This is a genomic window from Candidatus Hydrogenedentota bacterium (genome assembly GCA_012523015.1).
Taxonomy (GTDB): Bacteria; Hydrogenedentota; Hydrogenedentia; order Hydrogenedentales; family CAITNO01; genus JAAYBJ01.
Window position 1 is genome coordinate 20576 of record JAAYJI010000181.1, and the last position, 19409, is coordinate 39984.

General features: G+C 50.6%; 14 protein-coding genes. 6 read left to right on the top strand and 8 right to left on the bottom strand.

All coding sequences use genetic code 11. The annotated features are described in order from the left end of the window. Positions 1-103: 103 nt before the first annotated feature. On the bottom strand, positions 104-847 hold the full coding sequence (locus GX117_08055; GenBank protein NLO33292.1) for an endonuclease III domain-containing protein: 744 nt from the start codon (positions 845-847) through the stop codon (positions 104-106). Positions 848-1237: 390 nt separating this feature from the next. Between GX117_08055 and GX117_08060 the strand changes: the two genes are divergently transcribed. The 4 genes from GX117_08060 to GX117_08075 all read left to right on the top strand — a co-directional run bounded on the left by GX117_08060 (position 1238) and on the right by GX117_08075 (position 5264). Continuing rightward, a complete protein-coding gene (locus tag GX117_08060) occupies positions 1238-2374 on the top strand; it encodes a Re/Si-specific NAD(P)(+) transhydrogenase subunit alpha (protein NLO33293.1) in 1137 nt (378 codons plus the stop codon). Position 2375: 1 nt separating this feature from the next. After that, positions 2376-2666, top strand: coding sequence for an NAD(P) transhydrogenase subunit alpha (locus GX117_08065; protein NLO33294.1), 291 nt, complete (start codon positions 2376-2378; stop codon positions 2664-2666). After that, the gene (locus GX117_08070) at positions 2666-4057 is read left to right on the top strand and encodes an NAD(P)(+) transhydrogenase (Re/Si-specific) subunit beta (GenBank protein NLO33295.1); all 1392 of its coding nucleotides are present in this window, start codon (positions 2666-2668) and stop codon (positions 4055-4057) included. The genes GX117_08065 and GX117_08070 overlap by 1 nt, the downstream gene beginning before the upstream one ends. Positions 4058-4286: 229 nt before the next feature. Next, positions 4287-5264, top strand: coding sequence for a hypothetical protein (locus GX117_08075; protein ID NLO33296.1), 978 nt, complete (start codon positions 4287-4289; stop codon positions 5262-5264). 153 nt (positions 5265-5417) lie between these two features. On the opposite strand, the gene GX117_08080 is transcribed toward GX117_08075, so the two are convergent. From GX117_08080 to GX117_08110, 7 genes are all read right to left on the bottom strand, one after another. Beyond that, positions 5418-5993 (bottom strand): flavodoxin family protein, encoded by a 576-nt coding sequence (locus tag GX117_08080; protein ID NLO33297.1) that lies wholly within the window; start codon positions 5991-5993, stop codon positions 5418-5420. Positions 5994-6006: 13 nt separating this feature from the next. Beyond that, positions 6007-9633, bottom strand: coding sequence for a dihydropteroate synthase (locus GX117_08085; GenBank protein NLO33298.1), 3627 nt, complete (start codon positions 9631-9633; stop codon positions 6007-6009). 232 nt (positions 9634-9865) lie between these two features. Further along, on the bottom strand, positions 9866-11074 hold the full coding sequence (locus tag GX117_08090; GenBank protein ID NLO33299.1) for a PLP-dependent transferase: 1209 nt from the start codon (positions 11072-11074) through the stop codon (positions 9866-9868). Positions 11075-11359: 285 nt separating this feature from the next. Next, positions 11360-12136: a hypothetical protein gene (locus GX117_08095; protein NLO33300.1), complete on the bottom strand. Its 777-nt coding sequence runs from the start codon at positions 12134-12136 to the stop codon at positions 11360-11362. Positions 12137-12150: 14 nt separating this feature from the next. Further along, complete coding sequence (locus GX117_08100) at positions 12151-13581, bottom strand: hypothetical protein (GenBank protein NLO33301.1); 1431 nt, start codon at positions 13579-13581, stop codon at positions 12151-12153. Between the two features lie 359 nt (positions 13582-13940). Then, positions 13941-15236: a hypothetical protein gene (locus GX117_08105; GenBank protein ID NLO33302.1), complete on the bottom strand. Its 1296-nt coding sequence runs from the start codon at positions 15234-15236 to the stop codon at positions 13941-13943. Positions 15237-15276: 40 nt separating this feature from the next. Next, positions 15277-16695 carry a hypothetical protein gene (locus GX117_08110; protein ID NLO33303.1) on the bottom strand — a complete coding sequence of 473 codons (1419 nt, stop codon included), beginning with the start codon at positions 16693-16695 and terminating at the stop codon, positions 15277-15279. 414 nt (positions 16696-17109) lie between these two features. Here GX117_08110 and GX117_08115 point away from each other — a divergent pair, with 414 nt between their 5' ends. Continuing rightward, the gene (locus GX117_08115) at positions 17110-17955 is read left to right on the top strand and encodes a DUF488 domain-containing protein (GenBank protein ID NLO33304.1); all 846 of its coding nucleotides are present in this window, start codon (positions 17110-17112) and stop codon (positions 17953-17955) included. 2 nt (positions 17956-17957) lie between these two features. Beyond that, positions 17958-18794 carry a hypothetical protein gene (locus GX117_08120; protein ID NLO33305.1) on the top strand — a complete coding sequence of 279 codons (837 nt, stop codon included), beginning with the start codon at positions 17958-17960 and terminating at the stop codon, positions 18792-18794. The last annotated feature ends 615 nt before the right edge of the window (positions 18795-19409 follow it).

The following is a 19409-nucleotide window of genomic DNA, read 5'->3' on the forward strand; positions in this document are numbered from 1 at the left end:
GATTTGATGGGCCGCCATGCCCCAAAATGTAGGTTTTCAAAAAAAGCCAATAGAAAGGACAGACGGCGCATGAACATGATAGTAACGCACTTCAAAAACACAATCAAGGCTTTTTCCGACCATTATCCCTTTCCACCCGGCGCGCCGCCGCCTCCTCATCGCCTTCTGTAAAATGCCGCGTACAGGGAAAAGGCTTTCCCAAATGATCGGGCAACGCCAAAGGGCAGCCTTCACAACAAGGCATTTTCTTACAAAAATCCTTCGCCGTCATCACGATCAAGGCATGCAATTCTTTGTAAAGAGCAGTGTCGGCAGGGAAGGTCTCATGTATCAAAGCTTGCAAGGCGTCATACCTTATTTTTTCCGGGATAAATCCACATCGATAAAAAATACGCTTCGTATAAGCATCAACAACAAAGATAGGCTTTTCGCAGGCATAGAGCAAAATATCGTCAGCCGTTTCCGGTCCGATACCCTTGAGCGCCAGCAATTCTTCCCGCAACAGGGAGGTCGGACGCTTTGCCATGCGCGCCATGGAGCCGCCATAATTGTCCATTAAAAAAGCACAGAAGCCTTTGAGTCGTTCCGTTTTTTGTCGATAATAGCCCGACGAACGGATCGCCATTTCCAAGGATTCTTGCGGCGCCGCCATGATCTGCCGCGGACTGAGCCAACGCAAGGCTTTAAGCCGGGTCAGCGCCTTCTCTACGTTTGACCATGCCGTGTTTTGGGTGAGTATGGCGCCAACGGCGATTTCAAAGGGTGTATCCCCGGGCCACCAATGGGTGGGGCCAAAGTGTGCTTCCATCCGCTCAAAGATTTCATGTAAGCTGTCGTTTATAGTCATCATGAAGTCCATGCTTCCTTCTAAAATAGGAGTAATTAATAATCTTAAAAATGCAGTGATACCCTATTCTTTCCATTAGGGCTATGTCCGTTCAAATGGCGCAGATCTTCGTTGCCCTCCCAGCCGTCGGGTAATTACATCTTTTCAGAAATATTTAGCACGTCAATTTGTTATAGACATAAAGCCAAGTCATTGCGAATACCGCCCTGATGCGTGCCGCCGGTTTTACAAAGCCTATGGAGGAAGACGGCATTCCATGTTTTCCACATGGGTCGGACGCTTATAAAAGCCAATTGGCTAAGAACAGGGCGCTCTATTAAAATGTCTTGCCGAAACAGGAAGTTCCTGACCCCTTATTATTGCTGAAGCCTTATTCAAGAGGAAGTGGCCATGCGATTTTTTGTACCCAAAGAAACTGCGCTCCATGAAAAGCGTGCTGCAGTCATCCCCGATACCGTTTCGCGTCTCGTACAACTGGGCGCGGAAGTGGTGGTTGAAAGCCAAGTGGGCGAAGCCTCAGGCTTTCCCGATGACAGTTATGTCAATGCAGGTGCCTCTGTATCCACAGATCGTGAAGCACTCCTTTCCCAAGCGGATGTGGTGCTGCGCGTCGGTAAACCATCCATTGAAGACATCAACTTGATGAAAAAAGGCAGTCTTCATATCGGCCTGCTGGAGCCTTTCACTGCCCATGATGTATTGGATGCCTTGATGGCCCGTGAAGTCGATGCCATCGCCATGGAAATGATCCCGAGAACGACCCTCGCCCAGAAAATGGACGTGTTGAGTTCCCAAGCGAATCTGGCGGGATATGTAGCGGTGATCATAGCAACGAACCAACTGAATCAAGTACTGCCCATGATGATGACGCCTGCAGGTACACTGAAGCCGGCACGTGTGTTTATCATTGGTGTGGGCGTTGCCGGCCTGCAAGCCATCGCAACGGCACGGCGGCTGGGCGCGCGGGTCGAAGCTTTCGACACACGGCCCGCCGTGGAAGAACAAGTCCGTTCACTGGGCGCGCGCTTTGTTAAAATCGACTTAGGGGAAACGGGGCAAACAAAAGACGGTTACGCCATTGAATTGACTGATGCCCAAAAAGAACAACAAAAAGAGGCCATGGCAAAAGTCATCGCCCAATCGGACATTGTGATCACGACGGCGCAGGTTTTCGGACGAAAAGCGCCGCTTATCGTCACCCGTGAGATGATCGCCGCCATGAAGCCGGGCAGTGTCGTTGTTGATCTTGCTGCGGAAACAGGCGGTAATGTGGAAGGTGTAGAGCCGGGCGTGGAACAGCATATTGACGGCGTCACCCTCATCGGAGCCGACAATTTCGCCAGCCGCGTTCCCCGCCACGCCAGCCAAGTGTATGGAACGAATTTATTGAATCTCATTTCCCATTTTTGGGACGAAGAAAATAAAACGCTGAAACTTGATGCGGAAGATGAAATTATGGATGCTGCCCTGATTATTCAATCAGGGGCACTGCGTAACGAACAAATCAAACAAGCAAGGCAAGACTGATATGGAAATGTTGTTATTGCTCTTTACTTTTGTGCTCGCCATTTTTTTGGGCTTCGAACTGATCAGCAAGGTGCCCTCTCAACTGCATACGCCTCTGATGTCCGGATCCAACGCCATCTCGGGGATCAGCATCGTCGGCGCGCTCATGGCAGCGGGACTTGCTGAAGATTCCAAATTGGGTATCGCACTGGGACTGATCGCCGTGATCTGTGCGAGTATCAACGTCTTCGGCGGCTACCTCGTCACCCATCGTATGCTCAGCATGTTTAAAACAAAAGGAGGAGACCGCTAGTGAATACAATCATCGTTCTCGCCTATATCGTTTCATCAATCCTGTTCATCTTCGGCTTGAAGATGCTGAGCAAAGCAACCACCGCTGCGCGAGGCAATCAAATATCAGCCGTGGGCATGTTAATCGCTATCGTTGCCACCCTCCTTTACAACGGCATGGACTACAAATGGATTGTCTTGGGTATGGTCATCGGCGGCGGTATCGGAACCATTGCCGCCATCCGTGTGCCCATGACCTCCATGCCCGAATTCGTGGCGCTGTTCAATGGAACCGGCGGACTTGCCAGTATGTTGGTGGGCTGGGTCGAATACAATAAAGCCTTGGGCACCTCCAACATCCATGAACTTGTGCCCATGATCGCCATTTATCTTGCCATACTCATTGGCGGCGTCACCTTTACCGGCAGTATGATCGCGTACGCGAAGCTCGCCGAGCGCATCGACGGGAAACCGTTCCTATACCGAGGACAACAAGTAGTCAACGCCCTCGTTCTCATCGTATTGGTGGCGGCAGGCGTCTTTTACATCGCGTTTCCGGAAACCGTGGCTACCCTCCCCGCCTTTTACCTTGCTTTAGTACTCTCCTTAATGCTGGGCGTCCTCGTCACCATCCCCATTGGCGGCGCCGATATGCCTGTAGTCATTTCTTTATTAAATAGTTATTCGGGCTTGGCAGCCTGTGCAGCAGGCTTCGTCATTTCCAATACGGTGCTCATCGTTGCCGGATCGCTTGTCGGCGCCAGCGGTATCATTCTCACCAATATCATGTGTAAAGCCATGAACCGCTCCCTCGGCCATGTCCTTTTCAGCGGTTTCGGTGCTGCCGGCGGCACAAGCGCATCAGCACAAGCCGAAGCGGGCGAGGGCAAAGCCATCACCGCCGAAGATGCCTATTACGTATTGGAAGCCGCGTCCTCCGTCGTCTTTGTACCCGGATACGGGATGGCAGTCGCCCAAGCGCAGCACGCTGTCCGCGAACTGGGTGAATTGCTAGAAAGCAACGGCGCCGAAGTCAAGTATGCCGTGCATCCTGTCGCGGGACGTATGCCCGGCCATATGAATGTCCTGCTGGCGGAAGCCAATGTGCCCTATGAACAGCTGGTCGAAATGGATGATATTAATCCGACTATCGAAAATGTCGATGTGTGCGTGGTTATTGGCGCCAATGACGTGGTGAATCCTGCCGCACGAGAAGACGAGAGCAGCCCCATTTACGGAATGCCCATTATCAATGTTGATTTGGCACGTTCCTGTTTTGTGCTCAAACGCTCCATGCGTTCCGGCTTCGCAGGCGTGGAAAATCCCCTCTTCTTCAAGGAAAATACGCGCATGCTCTTCGGCGATGCCAAAGCGAGCCTTGTCGCGCTCATCGACCAATTTAAAGGCAGCTAATTTTCTATAACGCTTTTGCCGCACACCGGATATTTAGTAAAGCCTTTACTCCTTCGGGGGTGAAGGCTTTTTCCTTTTGCCGACCGCCAAGACACCACGACACTGTAGATTTTTTGACTCTTAGGCGCAGGTCTAAGTATACTCACTTCCGATGGTAACGCCGACATAGACGAAGCAGTAATTTACGAGGCGTTCTTTTGTCTCAATCAACATTTTCGGGAGGCCCGTTATGAAAAAAGGGTGTTTAGTTGTATTAATTATTCTGGCTGTATTGCTGGCGCTGGTCGTGATCGGCGGATTCGTCGCCTATTCTAAATACGATACCGTATTGGGATTAAGCGAATCACCGGTCATCAGTCACGAAGAGATCCTAGTCGGCGATCCACGGATTCGCGGCATAGTCAATCCTTTAATGGCCTTTCCTTTCCTTGAAGAATACATCACCGACGATCTGGATCTGCCTATCAGCCCGGATCAGGTAAAAATGCTATTGCCCTACGTGCTTCCCCGCGAAATTACCCTCTTGGCAGACTCGGATCTTCAAGGGAACCAATTCAATCTGACCCTCTTCATCAATGAACAGCGCCTTGGCAATTATTTGGAAGAACAAATCAATGCCTCCAATGCCCTCGAGAAAATCAAGCAAATCCAATGGGATGAAGAAGGTGTGGTCCTTCCCCAACGGGGTGATCTCCATGTGAACGGAACCCTTCCCATTCCCGATTCCGTGCAAGATGATTTGGTTAAACTGTGGCCAACCCAAACCGCACAGCCTGCCGCACGCATTGAAGGTGATAACCAGCTTGAACTGGTCGTTGATAACCGTAACGGAGACGTTCTCGCCCTTGCGGCCGCCGGTGTTGAAGCCGCCGGACAAAGCTGGGAAAGCCTGATTGCCAACCAATTCGGAGCAACCGCCATAGGCATCATTGAAAGCATTCAAGTCCTTCGTATCCAAGCCAATTTTATCGACAAAGATACCGTGAAGATCCATCTGAATATCGCTTCAGACGAGGAAAAAGGACCGGGGCTGCAAATGCTGCTGGCAGGACTTGCGCTTCCCGCATTGACAAAGGAACTCCAGACCAACTACGCGTTGACACTCAAAGGCGACTTGCCTTGGGACGCCAATCAAAACGCCATCATTGGCGATCTTGAACTGAGCGGTATTGAATATCAGATCCGCGCCAAACTCGCCGGAAAATAATAGACCTATAACATGTAGACCCGCTTTTATGAGCACCAATCGGGCGCCCCATAAAAGCGGGTCTTTTTTATTGTCAGATGATAGGCTGTGCAGCCTATTATTGCTGGCTTTCCACGCCTCCGCTGAAAAGGCGGAAGTACGCATGCCACGACCTTAGCCGCGCAGTTTACCGGCAAGCCACACCAAGTTTTCAGCGAAATGGCGGACTGTCTCCACGCTTTCCGTGTCTTCTGATACTTCGCCTTGCAGCCTGCCAAAACCAACGTTCCAATAAGAACTGCCGGGCACGACCATGTCCATAATCATGAACCAGAACAAGAGTTGTGCCAAGGTAAAATTCTGACCGGCGCGCCGAGCCACCACAATGGGCCCGCCGATTTTACGAGAAAATACGTTGCCATTGGCGCGGCCCACATAGCCTGCACGATCCAAAAGCGCCATGAGGTCGGCCGTGGCGGAGCCAAAGTAGACGGGCGAACCCAACAACAAGATATCTGCCTGACGCATCTTCTCATAGACTTCATGAAAAGCGTCTTTTTTCGTAATACATTCGTTGTTCTTCATGACAAAGCAGGTGCCGCAGGCTTTACAGGGACGAATCGGATTTTCCGCCAGTTGGATCAGCTCGCCGCTGATCCCCGCCACTTCCAAAACATCCAAACAAACACGCAACAAAGTGCTTGTATTGCCGTTTAGCCGCGCACTTCCATTGATCGCTACTGCATGCATTGCAAAGTCTCCACTAGGTGTATCGGGCCTCTTTATGAAATGAAACTGCCGCTGCCGTTGTGCCCGTCGGCCGGAATTCGCCCGTTTCAGTAACCTCTACACCGAGGGCGGCGTTAGCATTGAGCGCTTCAAATATCAGGATATTTTGCGAAATGTCTTTCATACCCGGATAGCCCGGCGACCAGCGTTGCCCGCAATCGGCCGGAACACCGACCGTCTCACGCAGTGTCTTGTGCAGGAAATCGGCCATGTCTTCGGCAATACGGTCGCTCAATCCCTGTAGGAAAAGGGCAGACTCAAAATCGTCCTTGCTCTTAAAGCGCTCCACTTGAGCCTCAACCTGCGGACCGGCAGTACTCAACTGTAACCCTATCATATCATAGCTTTCGGCTTGCCGGGGCATAAAATATTGCGCTCCCGAAACCAAATCTTCGTTGCCTGCGCCAATTACCGTGCTGAAATGAAGGCGCACCAGTTCCCGATCCAAATCCTCAGGATCAAGCAGGATCACATGCTCCCCTTCACTGTAACAAGGGAACAAGCCCATGACGCCCTGCGGCTTCAGCCAGCCCTGTTCATGGGCATCGCGAACCCAGCGCTGCAACATGCTTTCAAGATCTTCTTTCTCGGTCTTCATAGGATCTTTACCGCGGACACCGCCGAATCTCCAGTTCAGCGAAAAGAGCGTGTGGCGATCCAATTGCGGCGCCAATTCAGGCAGAGGAATCCGATACACACGGGATCGGAAACCCGTAATACCCGAACGATCCAAGCCTTCGTAGCTGATTTCTCGACGCGGCAAGGTTGCCAATAATTTGGCTTCAATCTCCAAGCGGCGCTGGGCTTGCGTATATTTACGCGCCAATTTGCGGCGGTTATCCTCATAGACGGCAGCAAGCCCGGTACTGCTTTTAATCAGGTTCATCATGTTAACGCCGTCCATGGCAGTGCGACAGAAGAACACGTTGCCCCGCATCTCTTCGGGATCGCTGCGCCCTGCCAGTGCCACATAGGCCGCGTGTCGATCGCTCACGGGCGCGCCGCCAATAATCAGCGGTAAGTCAAGGCCTTGCTCTTCCATCATGCGCGACACGGTAATCATGTGGTTCGACGTTTGCACCAACAAGGCAGACATACCGATAGCGTCTGCTTTATGGGTTACCGCCGCGTCAATATAAGCCTGCAAGGGGGTCATCACGCCGAGATCAATCACTTTATAGCCGTAATTTTCCAACAAGGTACGGGCGAGATCTTTTCCAATGGAGTGCACATCTTGGTAGACCGTGCCTAAAACGACAACCCCTTTATACTGAATTTCTTCTGACGCTGAGAGGCCGCTTTGGTTCGATAAATACTGCTCAATGAAACCCATGACTTGACGCATCACATCGGCGGAACGGAGCAGATGGGGTAAGGATACTTCCCCTTTCGCGAAACCGTCACCCAACTCCTGCATGGCAGCCATCAACCGTTGATTCACAAAATCGAGGGGCTCCCAACGCTCCAAGGCGTCACGGGTCTGCTCCACAATCCGATCTTCATAGCTGTACTCATGACCGCGGAAGGTAAAGCTGCCGGGCACCCGGTCTTTATGACCATCCTTGATCTTTTCTGTAATCGCCGTATCCGTATCCAAGGTATCATATCGAACGGCGACTTTTTGCGGGCCGCCGCGCTTCGCTTCCGCAATGGTTTCCAGCTGGTCAAAGGCGTCCATATCGTGTTCAAGGATGATACGCAAGGCAAGTTGATAGTGTTCCGGATCCAAGTCCTCCACAAACAAATAATGGTTGGGATTGATAATGGCGGCATCAAGTCCGCGTTTGCGCGCCTCATCCAAAAACACCGAAGTCAACACAATACGCATATAGGGCTTCGCTGCAAGGCCGTTGGTCAAGTTTCCAACGCCTAAGATAGTTTTCACCTTCGGATGCTGCGTCTTGACCAGACGGATCCCTTCAAGGGTTTCCACCGCAAAATTCATGGCAGCGTCACTTTCCGAGCCCACCGGAAAAACGTTAACATCAATGAAGATACGCTCCGGCCCAATGCCATAGCGTTCAAGGGCGCGCGCCAAGAGATCGCCTGCCAGCGCGGCTTTATCTTGAGCCGTTGCCGCAGGACCTTTGGTTCCGGTACACAAGCCGACAAATACAGGATCATGTCCTTGCGTCGCTTCTATAACCACATCCATTTTCGGGACGCCCGGCGACACTTCCTCCAGTGAAATGGAATTGAGAATAGGCCGGCCCGGATAGACCTTGACCGCCTCGGTAAGCGCATCTGCTTGGAAGGAATCCAGACACATGGCTCCGGAAAAATCTATGGTTTGACTCTGTACTACCTTGCACAAGGTCGATACCGTATCGACCTGATTCGAGTCCATACACACATCGATAATCTGACAGCCTAATTCTTGCACCTGTCCGCGAACGACCGTATCTAAGATATCGTGATCGATACCCGTATCATTTTCCACGGCATCCCGTACTTTTTTAGAACCCCGCAGATTAAGACGTTCACCAAAACGAATAAGATTTTCGCTACTGTCCAGAGGCACCGCTTCTTGGGGCCCCGAAACATAGACCATGGTGGGCGGTGTTGTTTTTTTAGGCCTAATTGATTTTAATACTTCCACCGTACAGGCAATATGTTCGGGCGTGGTGCCGCAGCAACCGCCCACAACACGGGCGCCAAATTCTCCAACAAACCGGCCTTGATATTCCGCAAAAGCTTCGGGCGGAAATTTAAATACTGTTTTCCCTTCTTCCGAATGGGGCAGTCCCGCGTTGGGAATGACCGATACGGGCACCGAAGCGACCGCACAAAGGCGTTCAACCGTTTTCTCCATTAAATCGGGGCCGATGGAACAGTTCATACCGAAAACATCCAGTCCTACCCCTTGCACCGTAACGAGTGCCGCATGAATATCGGTATTGAAGAGTTGCATCCTGCCGAAACGGTCCACGGTCACCTGCCCGATAATGGGCAGCTGTTTTTTCCGTTCCGCCAAGGCACGGCGCGCCCCGAAAATACCCGCCTTCAATTCCAAAATATCCTGTTGCGTTTCAAACAACAATACATCGGCGCCGCCATCAATAAGCCCCAGCGCCTGCCGATAGAAATTATCGGCAATATGGTCAAAACTGCTGCGCCGCAAGTTGGCAGTCGTGGCGGAAATGACGTGGTTCGACGGCCCCATAGAGCCGAGCACAAAGAGCGGGCGGTCCTCACAACCGGGCTCTTGTCGAAATTGGGCAATCGCCTGCTGCGCCAACTCCGCAGCGCGGCGGCTCAGATGATAGGCAAGGCTATTGGTATCACTGCCGCGCAGCTCCAATCCATAAGGATTGCCGGCAAAACGCGCCCCGTCCAAAGTCGAGAAATCATATTCCGCCAAGCGCAAGGGCGAGGATCCGAAACTGTTGGTTTCGACTGCCTGCGCGCCGGCCCGTAAAAAGGCAAGATGAATATCGATCACCGCTTCCGGGCATGAAAAGCATAGGAGATCACCCAGCATTCGGAACGCGGCGCCGCCATAAAAATCATCGCCTAAATCCAGTTGTTGGATCATGGTTCCTGTGGCGCCGTCAATACATAAGGGCGCGCTGTGGATCGTACGCAAAAATTCGTGTGTCATATGTTGTCATCCAAGGGAATGGGCTCTCATCCCCATATTGTCCCGCGGGAAAGGACAAGGCTTTCCCCGCAGCGCCATTCATTTATAAACCAGTCCGGGACACCGGTCCCAAGACACAGAAATCCTTGTTCGAATTATGTCGCCCCTAAATCCTCGCCTTCCTCGGGCCCATGTATTAACCGTGCTGTCTCGTCTCTCAGGTCTCGGGAAAACATCCATCCGTTTTATCCATTCATTTCGCAAGCAAGGCGCGATCCAAATCAGCGATAATGTCGCTGCTGTCCTCAATCCCCACTGCCAGCCGCAACAGCGTATCGGTAATACCGAGCGCATAGCGTTCCTTGCGCTTGAGATTATAATAACTCACCATGGCAGGATGGGTGATCAGCGTCTCCACACCGCCCAGGCTGGGCGCGATATAACACAATTGCAAGCGGTCAAGGAAAGCCTTTGCATCTTTAAGCGACCCTTTGATGTCAAAGGAAATGACACCGCCGAATCCGCTCATCTGCGCCTTAGCCGTTTCATAGTGAGGATGACTTTCCAAGCCGGGATAGTAAACGCGTTTCACTTGCGGATGGGCTTCAAGAAAGCGCGCCACTTCCAAACCCGTCTGATTGTGTTTTTCCATGCGCAGCGCAAAAGTCTTCATACCGCGCAGCAACAGATAACAACAGTGCGGATCAATGACGCCGCCAATCGCCTTGTGCAGCGCGCGGATCTCATCAATAAGCTCTTTTTTACCCAAGACCGCCCCGGCGAGGATATCGTTGTGTCCTGCCAAATATTTCGTGGCGCTGTGCAGCACAATATCAATGCCGTAATCGAAGGGGCACTGATTATAAGGGGTACTGAAAGTGGCATCGATCATGGTCAACAGATTATAGCGTTTCCCCAAATCACGGAGCCGTTCCAGATCAAAGATATTCAGATAAGGATTGGTCGGGCTTTCGCTCACAATAAACCGTGTGTTGGGGCGAATGGATTCTTCAAGACGTGCATAATCGCCGAAAGCTACGATGGTACAATCCACACCGAAGCGCTGCAGATAGGAACTGCAAAATTCAAGGGTCCGCTTATAGGCATCATCGGTAATGACAATATGATCACCGCTGCTGACCAACGCCAGAATCGTCGTCGTTATCGCGCTCATCCCCGAACTGAATATGACACAATCTTCGGCACGGCAGATGGCTGCAAGCCGATCTTCCGCCACTTTTTCCGTGGGATTGCCGTAACGGCCATATTCGAAGTGCGCCTGACCGTGGCGTGTATAGGCTTCAATATGCTGACTATCCTTGAAGGCATAGGTAGAGGTCTGCACAATGGGTGTTGTCACAGAATCGGCGTAACGGAATCGTTCTTCACCGGCATGGACGGAGACTGTTGAAATGCCGCAACCCGGCGTTTTTCTCGGAGCAGATTTCTTGGAGTTTGTCATGAATACCTCGGTTGGGATCAGTGTAGAGCGCGCTGGCGCTTGCAATCCATAGATGCGCGTGAGTAATTATAATCAGAGACAGGCGAATACGTTGATTTGACTTTCAGTATACATCTGAACAGTCGTTTATACCAAATAAAAGCGAAGCGAAGCATTTACACGGCGCGCAACAGGAACAGCGCCGTCAATGTTAGCTCCTTCAAAGGCGGCACAATAAAAAAGAGCACGCCTCTCCTCTTTCTATCGCTCCTGAGTAAAGAAGTCATCCCGCAGACGAAGGCGCCCTTATGACTCTACACGAATCGCAGGCGCCAGAGGGGCGAGCCGTTCACGGATTTCTCGTTCTACCGGCTCAATCAGCGCAAGGGCGTCATCCTGCGACGATGCCTTTGCTGCAATACGCACACGAACAAGACCGGCAGAGGCAAGTAAGCCAATGGTCGGATTGTGCTGAGACTGGATCAAATCCGCAATGAGCGCGTCCACCCGTGATTCACCCACGTCCTCCACCAACAACACCCGATAATGTATGGTAGAGGCAATCTCATACTTCCATTTTAAATAAGGGATAACGACGCCCTCACACATACGCCGTAACTCACGGGGTACACCCGGCATACAGATAATGGTTTTAGATCCACGCTCCGCAATCAGTCCCGGCGCAGTACCTTCCAAGTTTACAATGGGCACGGCACCCTTGGGCAGAAAGGCTTGACGCCTGTTATTTTCTGAAAGAGGCCGTTTGAATCGTCGAAACCGTTTTTCGATAACGTCGAAAAGATCTGCATGATATTCCAGCGGCATGTCCAGCACCTGCGCCACACAGTCCCGCGTAATATCATCTGCTGTAGGGCCCAGCCCGCCGCTGCACAAAATGGTATCAGAGCGGCTTAGCCCCAGCTGCAAGGCGTCATTGATACGGGAGGCATTATCGCCCACAGTGGTTTTCCAATACAGGTCGACCCCTGCCGTGGCAAGGCTGCGCGCCAGATAACCGGCGTTTGTATCCTCCACCTGACCCAGAAGCAATTCCGTACCTATCATGAGCAATTCGGTCTGCATGAAAAGAAAATTCCTTAACCGTCAGCGGACGCGTATAAGCCGGAGCCCTCTGTATTCTCAACGAAGTTCAGTTCTTCTCCTGAAAAAATAGGATGGATGGGGGGAAGATATTCCATGGCGGGATACTTGGAGGCGGCAAGTTGAATCAGATACAGATGCACGAGCAGCTTGGCAAGCCGTTGTTGATGCTCCGATTTGCAGACCACGCGGAAGCCTTGTTCACAGGCATGGCGCAGACGATCCGAACACGCCTGAGGACGGCGCGCATTCACATCTGACCAGCCAAATAAATCCAGATCGCTTCCTTCCGTTTCAAGACAAACCTGCGTCTCAAACTCCCTGTTGAGCTGCTCATAACGCTGCAGCAGTGCATCAAGCCAATGAAAGATCGCACGATATCCTTCATCGTAAATGTCGACCGTGATCCGAGCCGCATCGATGGTATCAAGCGTGTACCGGCTCAGGTAAATCTCCCGTTCTTCGTTCCTGTCCGGCACCATGCGTATACGCAGCTTTTCGGTAGGATCGCCAAAATTGAACCGTTCCAAAATGGTCGACATCGAAAAGAGGGTCGGCGACAAGAGCATGAACTCATGGAGCAGGGTCGGGATCAGTTCGTTTCCTTCCAAGAGCTCATCAAGGGCGGGTAAGGGCGCGTAGATAGCGGCACGCCAGTCCAGCCACATATCATGAAAGAGCCGCACCAACTTGCCGCCGCTTTCCTTGCGCAGCCGCTCCTGATGGATCGCTGATCCGTCGCATAGGGCGATGAAACGACCCTGCAGCGACCGGCGCGTGCGCCTGAAGATATCATGTTGGAACACATAGCGCGTAAACAAAAGACGATCCATCAGACAATCAAGGGCTGCCGTTGACATGGACGTACATTCATTTAACGCTTGCGTCCAGCGGTCGCACCAATCGCGCAGACGACACGCCGCCGCACTGCGCGGTTCACGGCGAATCTCCTCCAAAGCGCCGCGGCTCACCCGGCCATGCTGCAAATAGACCGCTAACTGTTGATTGAAAGAAGCGGGGTCATCAGCCGACAAGAGCAGCTGGCTGCCGTGGTTATCGTAAAAATAGCTGCGGTTCAAATCGCTGATAAAAACATAATGGATGTTAGGCGAGGTGCTTTCTTCCATGAGCAGCCGCGTCGTCGTGCAATAATCCAATCCTTTGTCGCGGATTATCGAAGGCGCGTCCAAGGCGCCGGGCATCAAAAAATAGGCGGCAACCGTTGTCAGTCCATCGGCACGGAGCAGGTAAGTCAGCGCATTCAGCCGCTCAGCCGCCGCCTTCGGTGAAAAGGGAATGGGGAAATCCCAATCGAGCAGCGCGAGCAGCTTCATTACATAGGCACGTTGTTCCACCTTCGAGGAATCTGCCAGATGACCCCACCAAGATTCACAGATCTTGGCTATTTCGGAGGCGCTGTTTTGCATCTGTACATTTCTCCCAAAGGCTATCAAAAAGCGGAAATAAATTCCCGGCGTAATAACAAGCGTTGTTCAGGCCCGCCATCCTCGAAAAAATTGCTTGATCCATATCGATGAACAAGCCTGAACAACTCAAGGTGGTCAGTGTCGCCCATGGAGATTTGAGCCCATGAAATTGTAACGGGCATAGGCCCCAATCTCGGCTCAATACCACAACATGTGGCGTAGTTCTGCTTAACATCATATACAGTTTGTAGACAAATATCAAGCAAAATAAGAGGAAAGATTTAAAGGGAAAACTCCCTTCACGTTAAATGCATCCGGAACAGGGAACTATTAAAAGGCGCTTCACCGCTTTTGGGCGGCTAATCATCGGATAACAACTGCAAACTGCACCCCGTACTTTCCGGTGCCAAGACCATGCGCGCCGCGCCCGGTCCTTCTCGGCGCAGGCTGCCTTCGAGCCCATGCACCCCTTTGTCGCCCTCTTTTTCCGAAGACTTCAATACAGGCCGGTCAAGCGTATCATAGACAACACATTCGTCAAAATAGATGCCGCCGTGTCGCGTGGCGATGCTCTCTCGGTTGAGGGACAGCTGAACGGGCGCCACCTCTTTGTGTTTCTCTGCGACGGCATTCAAGTGACAATCGATAAAGTGTACCTGCGCCGCTGACGCCGACTTATCATATACATTAATACCGCTGCGCCGTGTGTGTTCTACCGTGCAGTTCCGGAAAACGATCGAACCGCCGGGACCATCATCACCCAGCGCACCCACTGTGATCCCGTGATCCAGCCCATTACGGATATGACAATTTTCAAACAAAATAGAGAGAGGCGTGGACGAGGCGCGGAGAGGCCGCAAATACAAGAGAATGCCCGAACCCTTGTTGCCCGCCATGGTGCAGTTGCGAATTACCACATTGACCAGCCGCTCGTTGTCACGGTTCGGCTCCAGATCAATCCCCGCCTGAGGCGCAGTCCCTTGGGTCCCGCTCAGCTCACAATTTTCGATCAACAGCGAATCTGCACTGATGACGCTGATTCCTTGGCGATGGTGGTTTAAACATGCCACATCACGGATAACCACGTTTTTACAATAGGGCTGTTCACTGCTGGCGCCCAGATAGCTCCCGTCGCCGCCGCTCGCCTCTAAACGCAGCCCTTCCACATGGATATTCGTGCAGCCGACAAAATTCAAGGTCATACGCCATTCCGCCGCCTCGTAGGCGTCACTCTGATAATCACGCTTGTTCATCACCAATCGTGCGTTGTAGCCGCTCAGCTTGATATTTTCACAATTGCGCGCCGTGATCAAACTGTCCGATTTCCCTTTGAACTGATCTTTTTTGGCAAGGAGCACCACCCCCGGTTCAAAGATCAATTCCAAATTACTATGTAAGAAGAGGGGCCGCACAATCCACGGCTTCCCCATAAAAGGAATGGACAAACGTTTCACACCTGAGTCAATAGCCGCCTGCAAAAAGGGCGTGGCATCCTCTGCGTCAAAGCCCCACCACGCCGCGCTGGCAATCTCTTCATCACCGGCCAGAGCGCGCGCCACTGCGGCAGCATCGCCGGACTCGGCAGCCACAGCAATACCACTAAAAAGCAACAGACCGCTAAGCCCCATTACCACACACAGCCATGGAAGTTTCATCGTATTCTTTCCTTATTCGTCTTCGGAGGAAATCTCCGTCTTAATCTAGAGGCTCCAAAACCTTTACAGAACGGGACGACATATGCAGGCGCACCGCGCCCTGTTCAATTTCCAAGATCTCACCGCTGTACCGCTCTCGATACTTCATGCCGTTCAACGCGTCCAGACCGCTCAGGGTCGTCACCAAGGGTCCCGTCCATTCATTGACCACCAACAGCCACGGCGTGCCCGCTGCTTTTTTAGCCAACACCACAATATCACGATCCACAGAACCTTGAACCTGTTCAAAGCGTGTCTGAATATCGAAGTTCGCATCAGGCGATGCCAAGACCTCTTGAATGTCCCGCAATTCACCGACTACCTGAAGGAGCTCTTCATAAAAACTGCTGTCTTTTTCCACATAGGCGCTGCCCCAATAGAGGATGCCCCGCGCGCCGTGTACAATCGCGTCATAGGCCATAAAACGGGATTCCGACTTGCTCGGCCGGCGCAAGACTTTCCGCTCTTCCTCTGAACGCTGTCGCTGAATGTCGCCCCAGCCAAAGCCTTGCAAGACCATCCACACCGGCTTGCCCGGAGCCGCATTCCCCATACGACGGGTAAAATCACCGACACAAGACAGTTTTTTATTCGCCAGATCAGAATGGTCAATAGAACTATTTTCTGGAACAGGATAGATATCGCAGCCCACGATATCTGCGCCGTGGTTATAAGCGGCGAGTTGTTCGATTTGATTACGGGGCGCATGATTCATCCAAATGGGGCGGCCGCTCAATCCCTTCAAAAAGTGATAGCCTTTCACCATGCCCGCACACTGCACCGTCGCACGCTCCTCAGCATTGCCCAAACCATAACCAGGATGAGGCGGGTCAACGCCTAAGGTACGCCACAGATCGTCCGCCATCGCTTCTGCTTCTTTATTCTTGCCTATCATTTGCAGGCGGTCAATGGCCTCGCGCTCTTCACTCAGTTTGTCGCGCAGCGCAACATCAGATATAGTCGAGATCGCTTCCTTTTGTTCGCCCGGCTCTTTGTGACGCCGCCAAATTTCTGCGCCATACCATGTATTCCAAAGCGCTTCATCCGGTACTTCCCAAACAAGCAGGGCGGGATGATCGTTGAATTCCGCCGTCATCCCACGAAGTGCTTCCTCACGGCTTGCCACATCTTCGGAAAGATCAATGCTGTTCGTCGTGCCCAGCCACCCATAAAGGCCCCGTTCGTGGAGCAGATCCAAGGACGCGCTGTCCGCTTTGCTGTGTACCAAATTCACCCCCGCCGCCGCCAAACGATCCAGCTCCCCATCCGCAGTCGGCATATCATAAAAACCCAACACAAAGAGGCGTTCACCGTCAACATTCAACATGCCGTCCGCCTCGATGCTCACCTCAACACCGTGAAGCGAAGCGCACAGGGACACAAAAAACACACCCATCAATATCAGTGTTTTGTTCATCATAGAAAAAACCTTCTGTATAAGACTGTTACAAAAAATATCCCAAAAAAATACCGTATCACGACATCAACCGATTTATCAACATTATCCCTAACCTTTCACACCCTTCGATAGTGCCCCGGCATAGGGAAAATCTTTGAAACCGAATTTCCCATAAGATACACTGTGTAGACTGGCTAAGCTTCGTTGTGACTCTGTAGATCTCATTGCGGCAGGCACCGATAGGCCTGCGCAATACAGCACCTCGATAAGGGCAATGATATGTTTATCGGAAGAGGCAACCAATATCCAATCACACATGACAACACGTCACAAGTAAGATCTATAAACTCCTTCCAAGACAATATTTCACCGAACCTTGGACGAACGAAAAGTTGTACAACAAATGCCCTTCGACAGATATAGGAGGCAGTAGTAATGAATAAGAGACAACCAATCTATAAACGACAGCGATTTCTTTTGTCGTTTATTCGTCAGTTAAACGCAGGAGTATCCTTAGCTGATTTACAAAAATTAGTGTTTCTGCAATTGAAGAGAAAATCAGAAGCTTACTACGACTTTTTGCCGCATGCACACGGTCCTCATTCTTTTCAGCTTGCAGAGGATGTGGATATTCTCTTAAAGAATGGATTTATTACGATTGAAGACACAAATATTAAAGCAACCGGGTATTCCCTTAAGGAAAATTCATCGAGCGGTAACGTCCTTATCCGCGAACTATATAATGTATATCCTTATGGCGCCATGAAGAATGAAGGGGCTGACCGCCTTTTCCACAAGGAAAAAATATGTCATTTAAATAATGAAAAACAAAAAAATACGGCTTCCGAAGAAAGGTTATTTACAATCGGCTATGAGGGTAAAAGCATAGAGCAATTTATTAAACAGTTAATCCAAGAGGGGATTAAGTTACTATGTGATGTCCGTAAAAATCCGCTTAGCCGAAAATTTGGATTTTCAAAGACCAGACTTACCCATATAACAGAAAGTGTCGGGATTAAATATGTGCATGTTCCCGCTCTCGGCATCGAAACCACAAAGCGCCGTGTATTGAAGACTTCCGAGGACTATATATCGCTCTTTAATGATTACGCCAAGACACTGCCGAAGTTGGAAGCTTATCTTAATCAAGTTTATTATTTGCTTCATTCTTACACGCGCATTGCCTTGATGTGCTTCGAAAAAGATCCTGCGCAATGCCATAGGCATGTTGTAAGAGATTATCTAATTAAAACGCACAAGGTCGGGAGTACAGACTTATAGGTATGGAAAAAAAACGAATTTACATCGTCGCAAAAACTTATCCGACAATTTCAAAGAAATATGCGGAGCTCGTTTGTACGGCAGGAATCTTGGAGGACGGCTCTTGGATTCGGCTTTATCCAATTCCATTCAATACCTTGGCTGAAGAACAAAAATATCCAAAATATACATGGATTAATGTGAAGATAACACGCAATACAGCAGACAATCGTTTTGAATCCTATAGACCGGATCTTTCGACGATCGACGTTGAAGAAAAATCAAAAAAAACGAACTGGGACGTGAGACGCAGGATTATCTTTAAAAACAAAAAAATTTATACCAATTTTGATGAGTTGTTGTCTAAGAAAAACAAAGACGGTACCTCCCTTGCTGTGTTCAAACCCACAAAGATAAAAAACTTCATCACAGCGTCAACAACAAATGAATGGGATAGTGACAAACTCGAACATCTAGAGATGGAGTCAAAACAGTTAGATCTGTTTTTGACGCCTGAGGAGATAAAAAAACAGTTTAGAGTTGTTCCAAAAGTACCCTATAAATTCTATTATCAATTCGAAGATGAAACAGGCAAGCTACATAAATTAATGATCTTGGACTGGGAAATCGGTATGCTCTACATTAAGTGTCTTAATATAGCAAAGGGTGACAAAGAGACGGCAATATTAAAAGTGAAAGAAAAATATTATGATACCTTCATTAAAAATGACCTTCACTTCTTTCTAGGCACTTCAAGAGCCCATCACGCTAGAGCGCCTAATCCCTTTATGATTATTGGAGTGTTTTACCCACCGCTGACAACACCGGATCCACAGATGAATTTATTTGATATGGAGTAATACAAAAGAAAGACGCCACGGCGGATTGAATTTCCGGTGTTTAAATACTTGGCATTACTTCTTGGTTGCTTCTTGGTTGCTTCTAGTTGCAAGGTTGCAATAACAGCATCTTATTGAAGTTTCAGTGTTTAAGTGATCGGCGTTGCTTCTTGGTTGCTTCTAGTTGCTTCTAGTTGCAAGGTTGCAATAGGATTACGTGAAATCTGCTTTCGTCAGCGCTTAACAGCACCTTAGCCAACAACTACCATCCGATAGCTGCTGCGGGCTCCTGCGCCGCAGACCTCCAAGCAATACACTCCCTTCATAAGTACTGCGCCAAGTCTTGAAACGGATTCTCCGATAAGATACACTGTGAGAACCGGGAAAGGGGCGCGGTGCCCCTATAGATCCCCTTGCGGCAGCTACCGACAGGCCGGCGTGACGCGGCACGTTATCACGGAATCGCGAAGATCCTGTATAAATGAGCCGGTCATGACCCTGAAATACAATGTGTCAAGCCCCCGCTTTTTGGTCCAGTTGTTATGAGAGTTTCTGTGTTTCATGAGCGCGCCTCCTGGCAGGATTGCATGGGCGCTTGTGGAGCCGAGCGTAGCGAGGCGGAACAAGCGCCCATGC

What these genes read in the sequence shown, in the direction of transcription:
- GX117_08100 (NLO33301.1), bottom strand. Translation starts at nt 13,581, where the DNA reads ATGCAAAACAGCGCCTCCGAAATAGCCAAGATCTGTGAATCTTGGTGG.
- GX117_08060 (NLO33293.1), top strand. Translation starts at nt 1,238, where the DNA reads ATGCGATTTTTTGTACCCAAAGAAACTGCGCTCCATGAAAAGCGTGCT.
- GX117_08055 (NLO33292.1), bottom strand. Translation starts at nt 847, where the DNA reads ATGACTATAAACGACAGCTTACATGAAATCTTTGAGCGGATGGAAGCA.
- GX117_08085 (NLO33298.1), bottom strand. Translation starts at nt 9,633, where the DNA reads ATGACACACGAATTTTTGCGTACGATCCACAGCGCGCCCTTATGTATT.
- GX117_08080 (NLO33297.1), bottom strand. Translation starts at nt 5,993, where the DNA reads ATGCATGCAGTAGCGATCAATGGAAGTGCGCGGCTAAACGGCAATACA.
- GX117_08065 (NLO33294.1), top strand. Translation starts at nt 2,376, where the DNA reads ATGGAAATGTTGTTATTGCTCTTTACTTTTGTGCTCGCCATTTTTTTG.
- GX117_08105 (NLO33302.1), bottom strand. Translation starts at nt 15,236, where the DNA reads ATGAAACTTCCATGGCTGTGTGTGGTAATGGGGCTTAGCGGTCTGTTG.
- GX117_08095 (NLO33300.1), bottom strand. Translation starts at nt 12,136, where the DNA reads ATGCAGACCGAATTGCTCATGATAGGTACGGAATTGCTTCTGGGTCAG.
- GX117_08090 (NLO33299.1), bottom strand. Translation starts at nt 11,074, where the DNA reads ATGACAAACTCCAAGAAATCTGCTCCGAGAAAAACGCCGGGTTGCGGC.
- GX117_08110 (NLO33303.1), bottom strand. Translation starts at nt 16,695, where the DNA reads ATGATGAACAAAACACTGATATTGATGGGTGTGTTTTTTGTGTCCCTG.
- GX117_08115 (NLO33304.1), top strand. Translation starts at nt 17,110, where the DNA reads ATGAATAAGAGACAACCAATCTATAAACGACAGCGATTTCTTTTGTCG.
- GX117_08075 (NLO33296.1), top strand. Translation starts at nt 4,287, where the DNA reads ATGAAAAAAGGGTGTTTAGTTGTATTAATTATTCTGGCTGTATTGCTG.
- GX117_08120 (NLO33305.1), top strand. Translation starts at nt 17,958, where the DNA reads ATGGAAAAAAAACGAATTTACATCGTCGCAAAAACTTATCCGACAATT.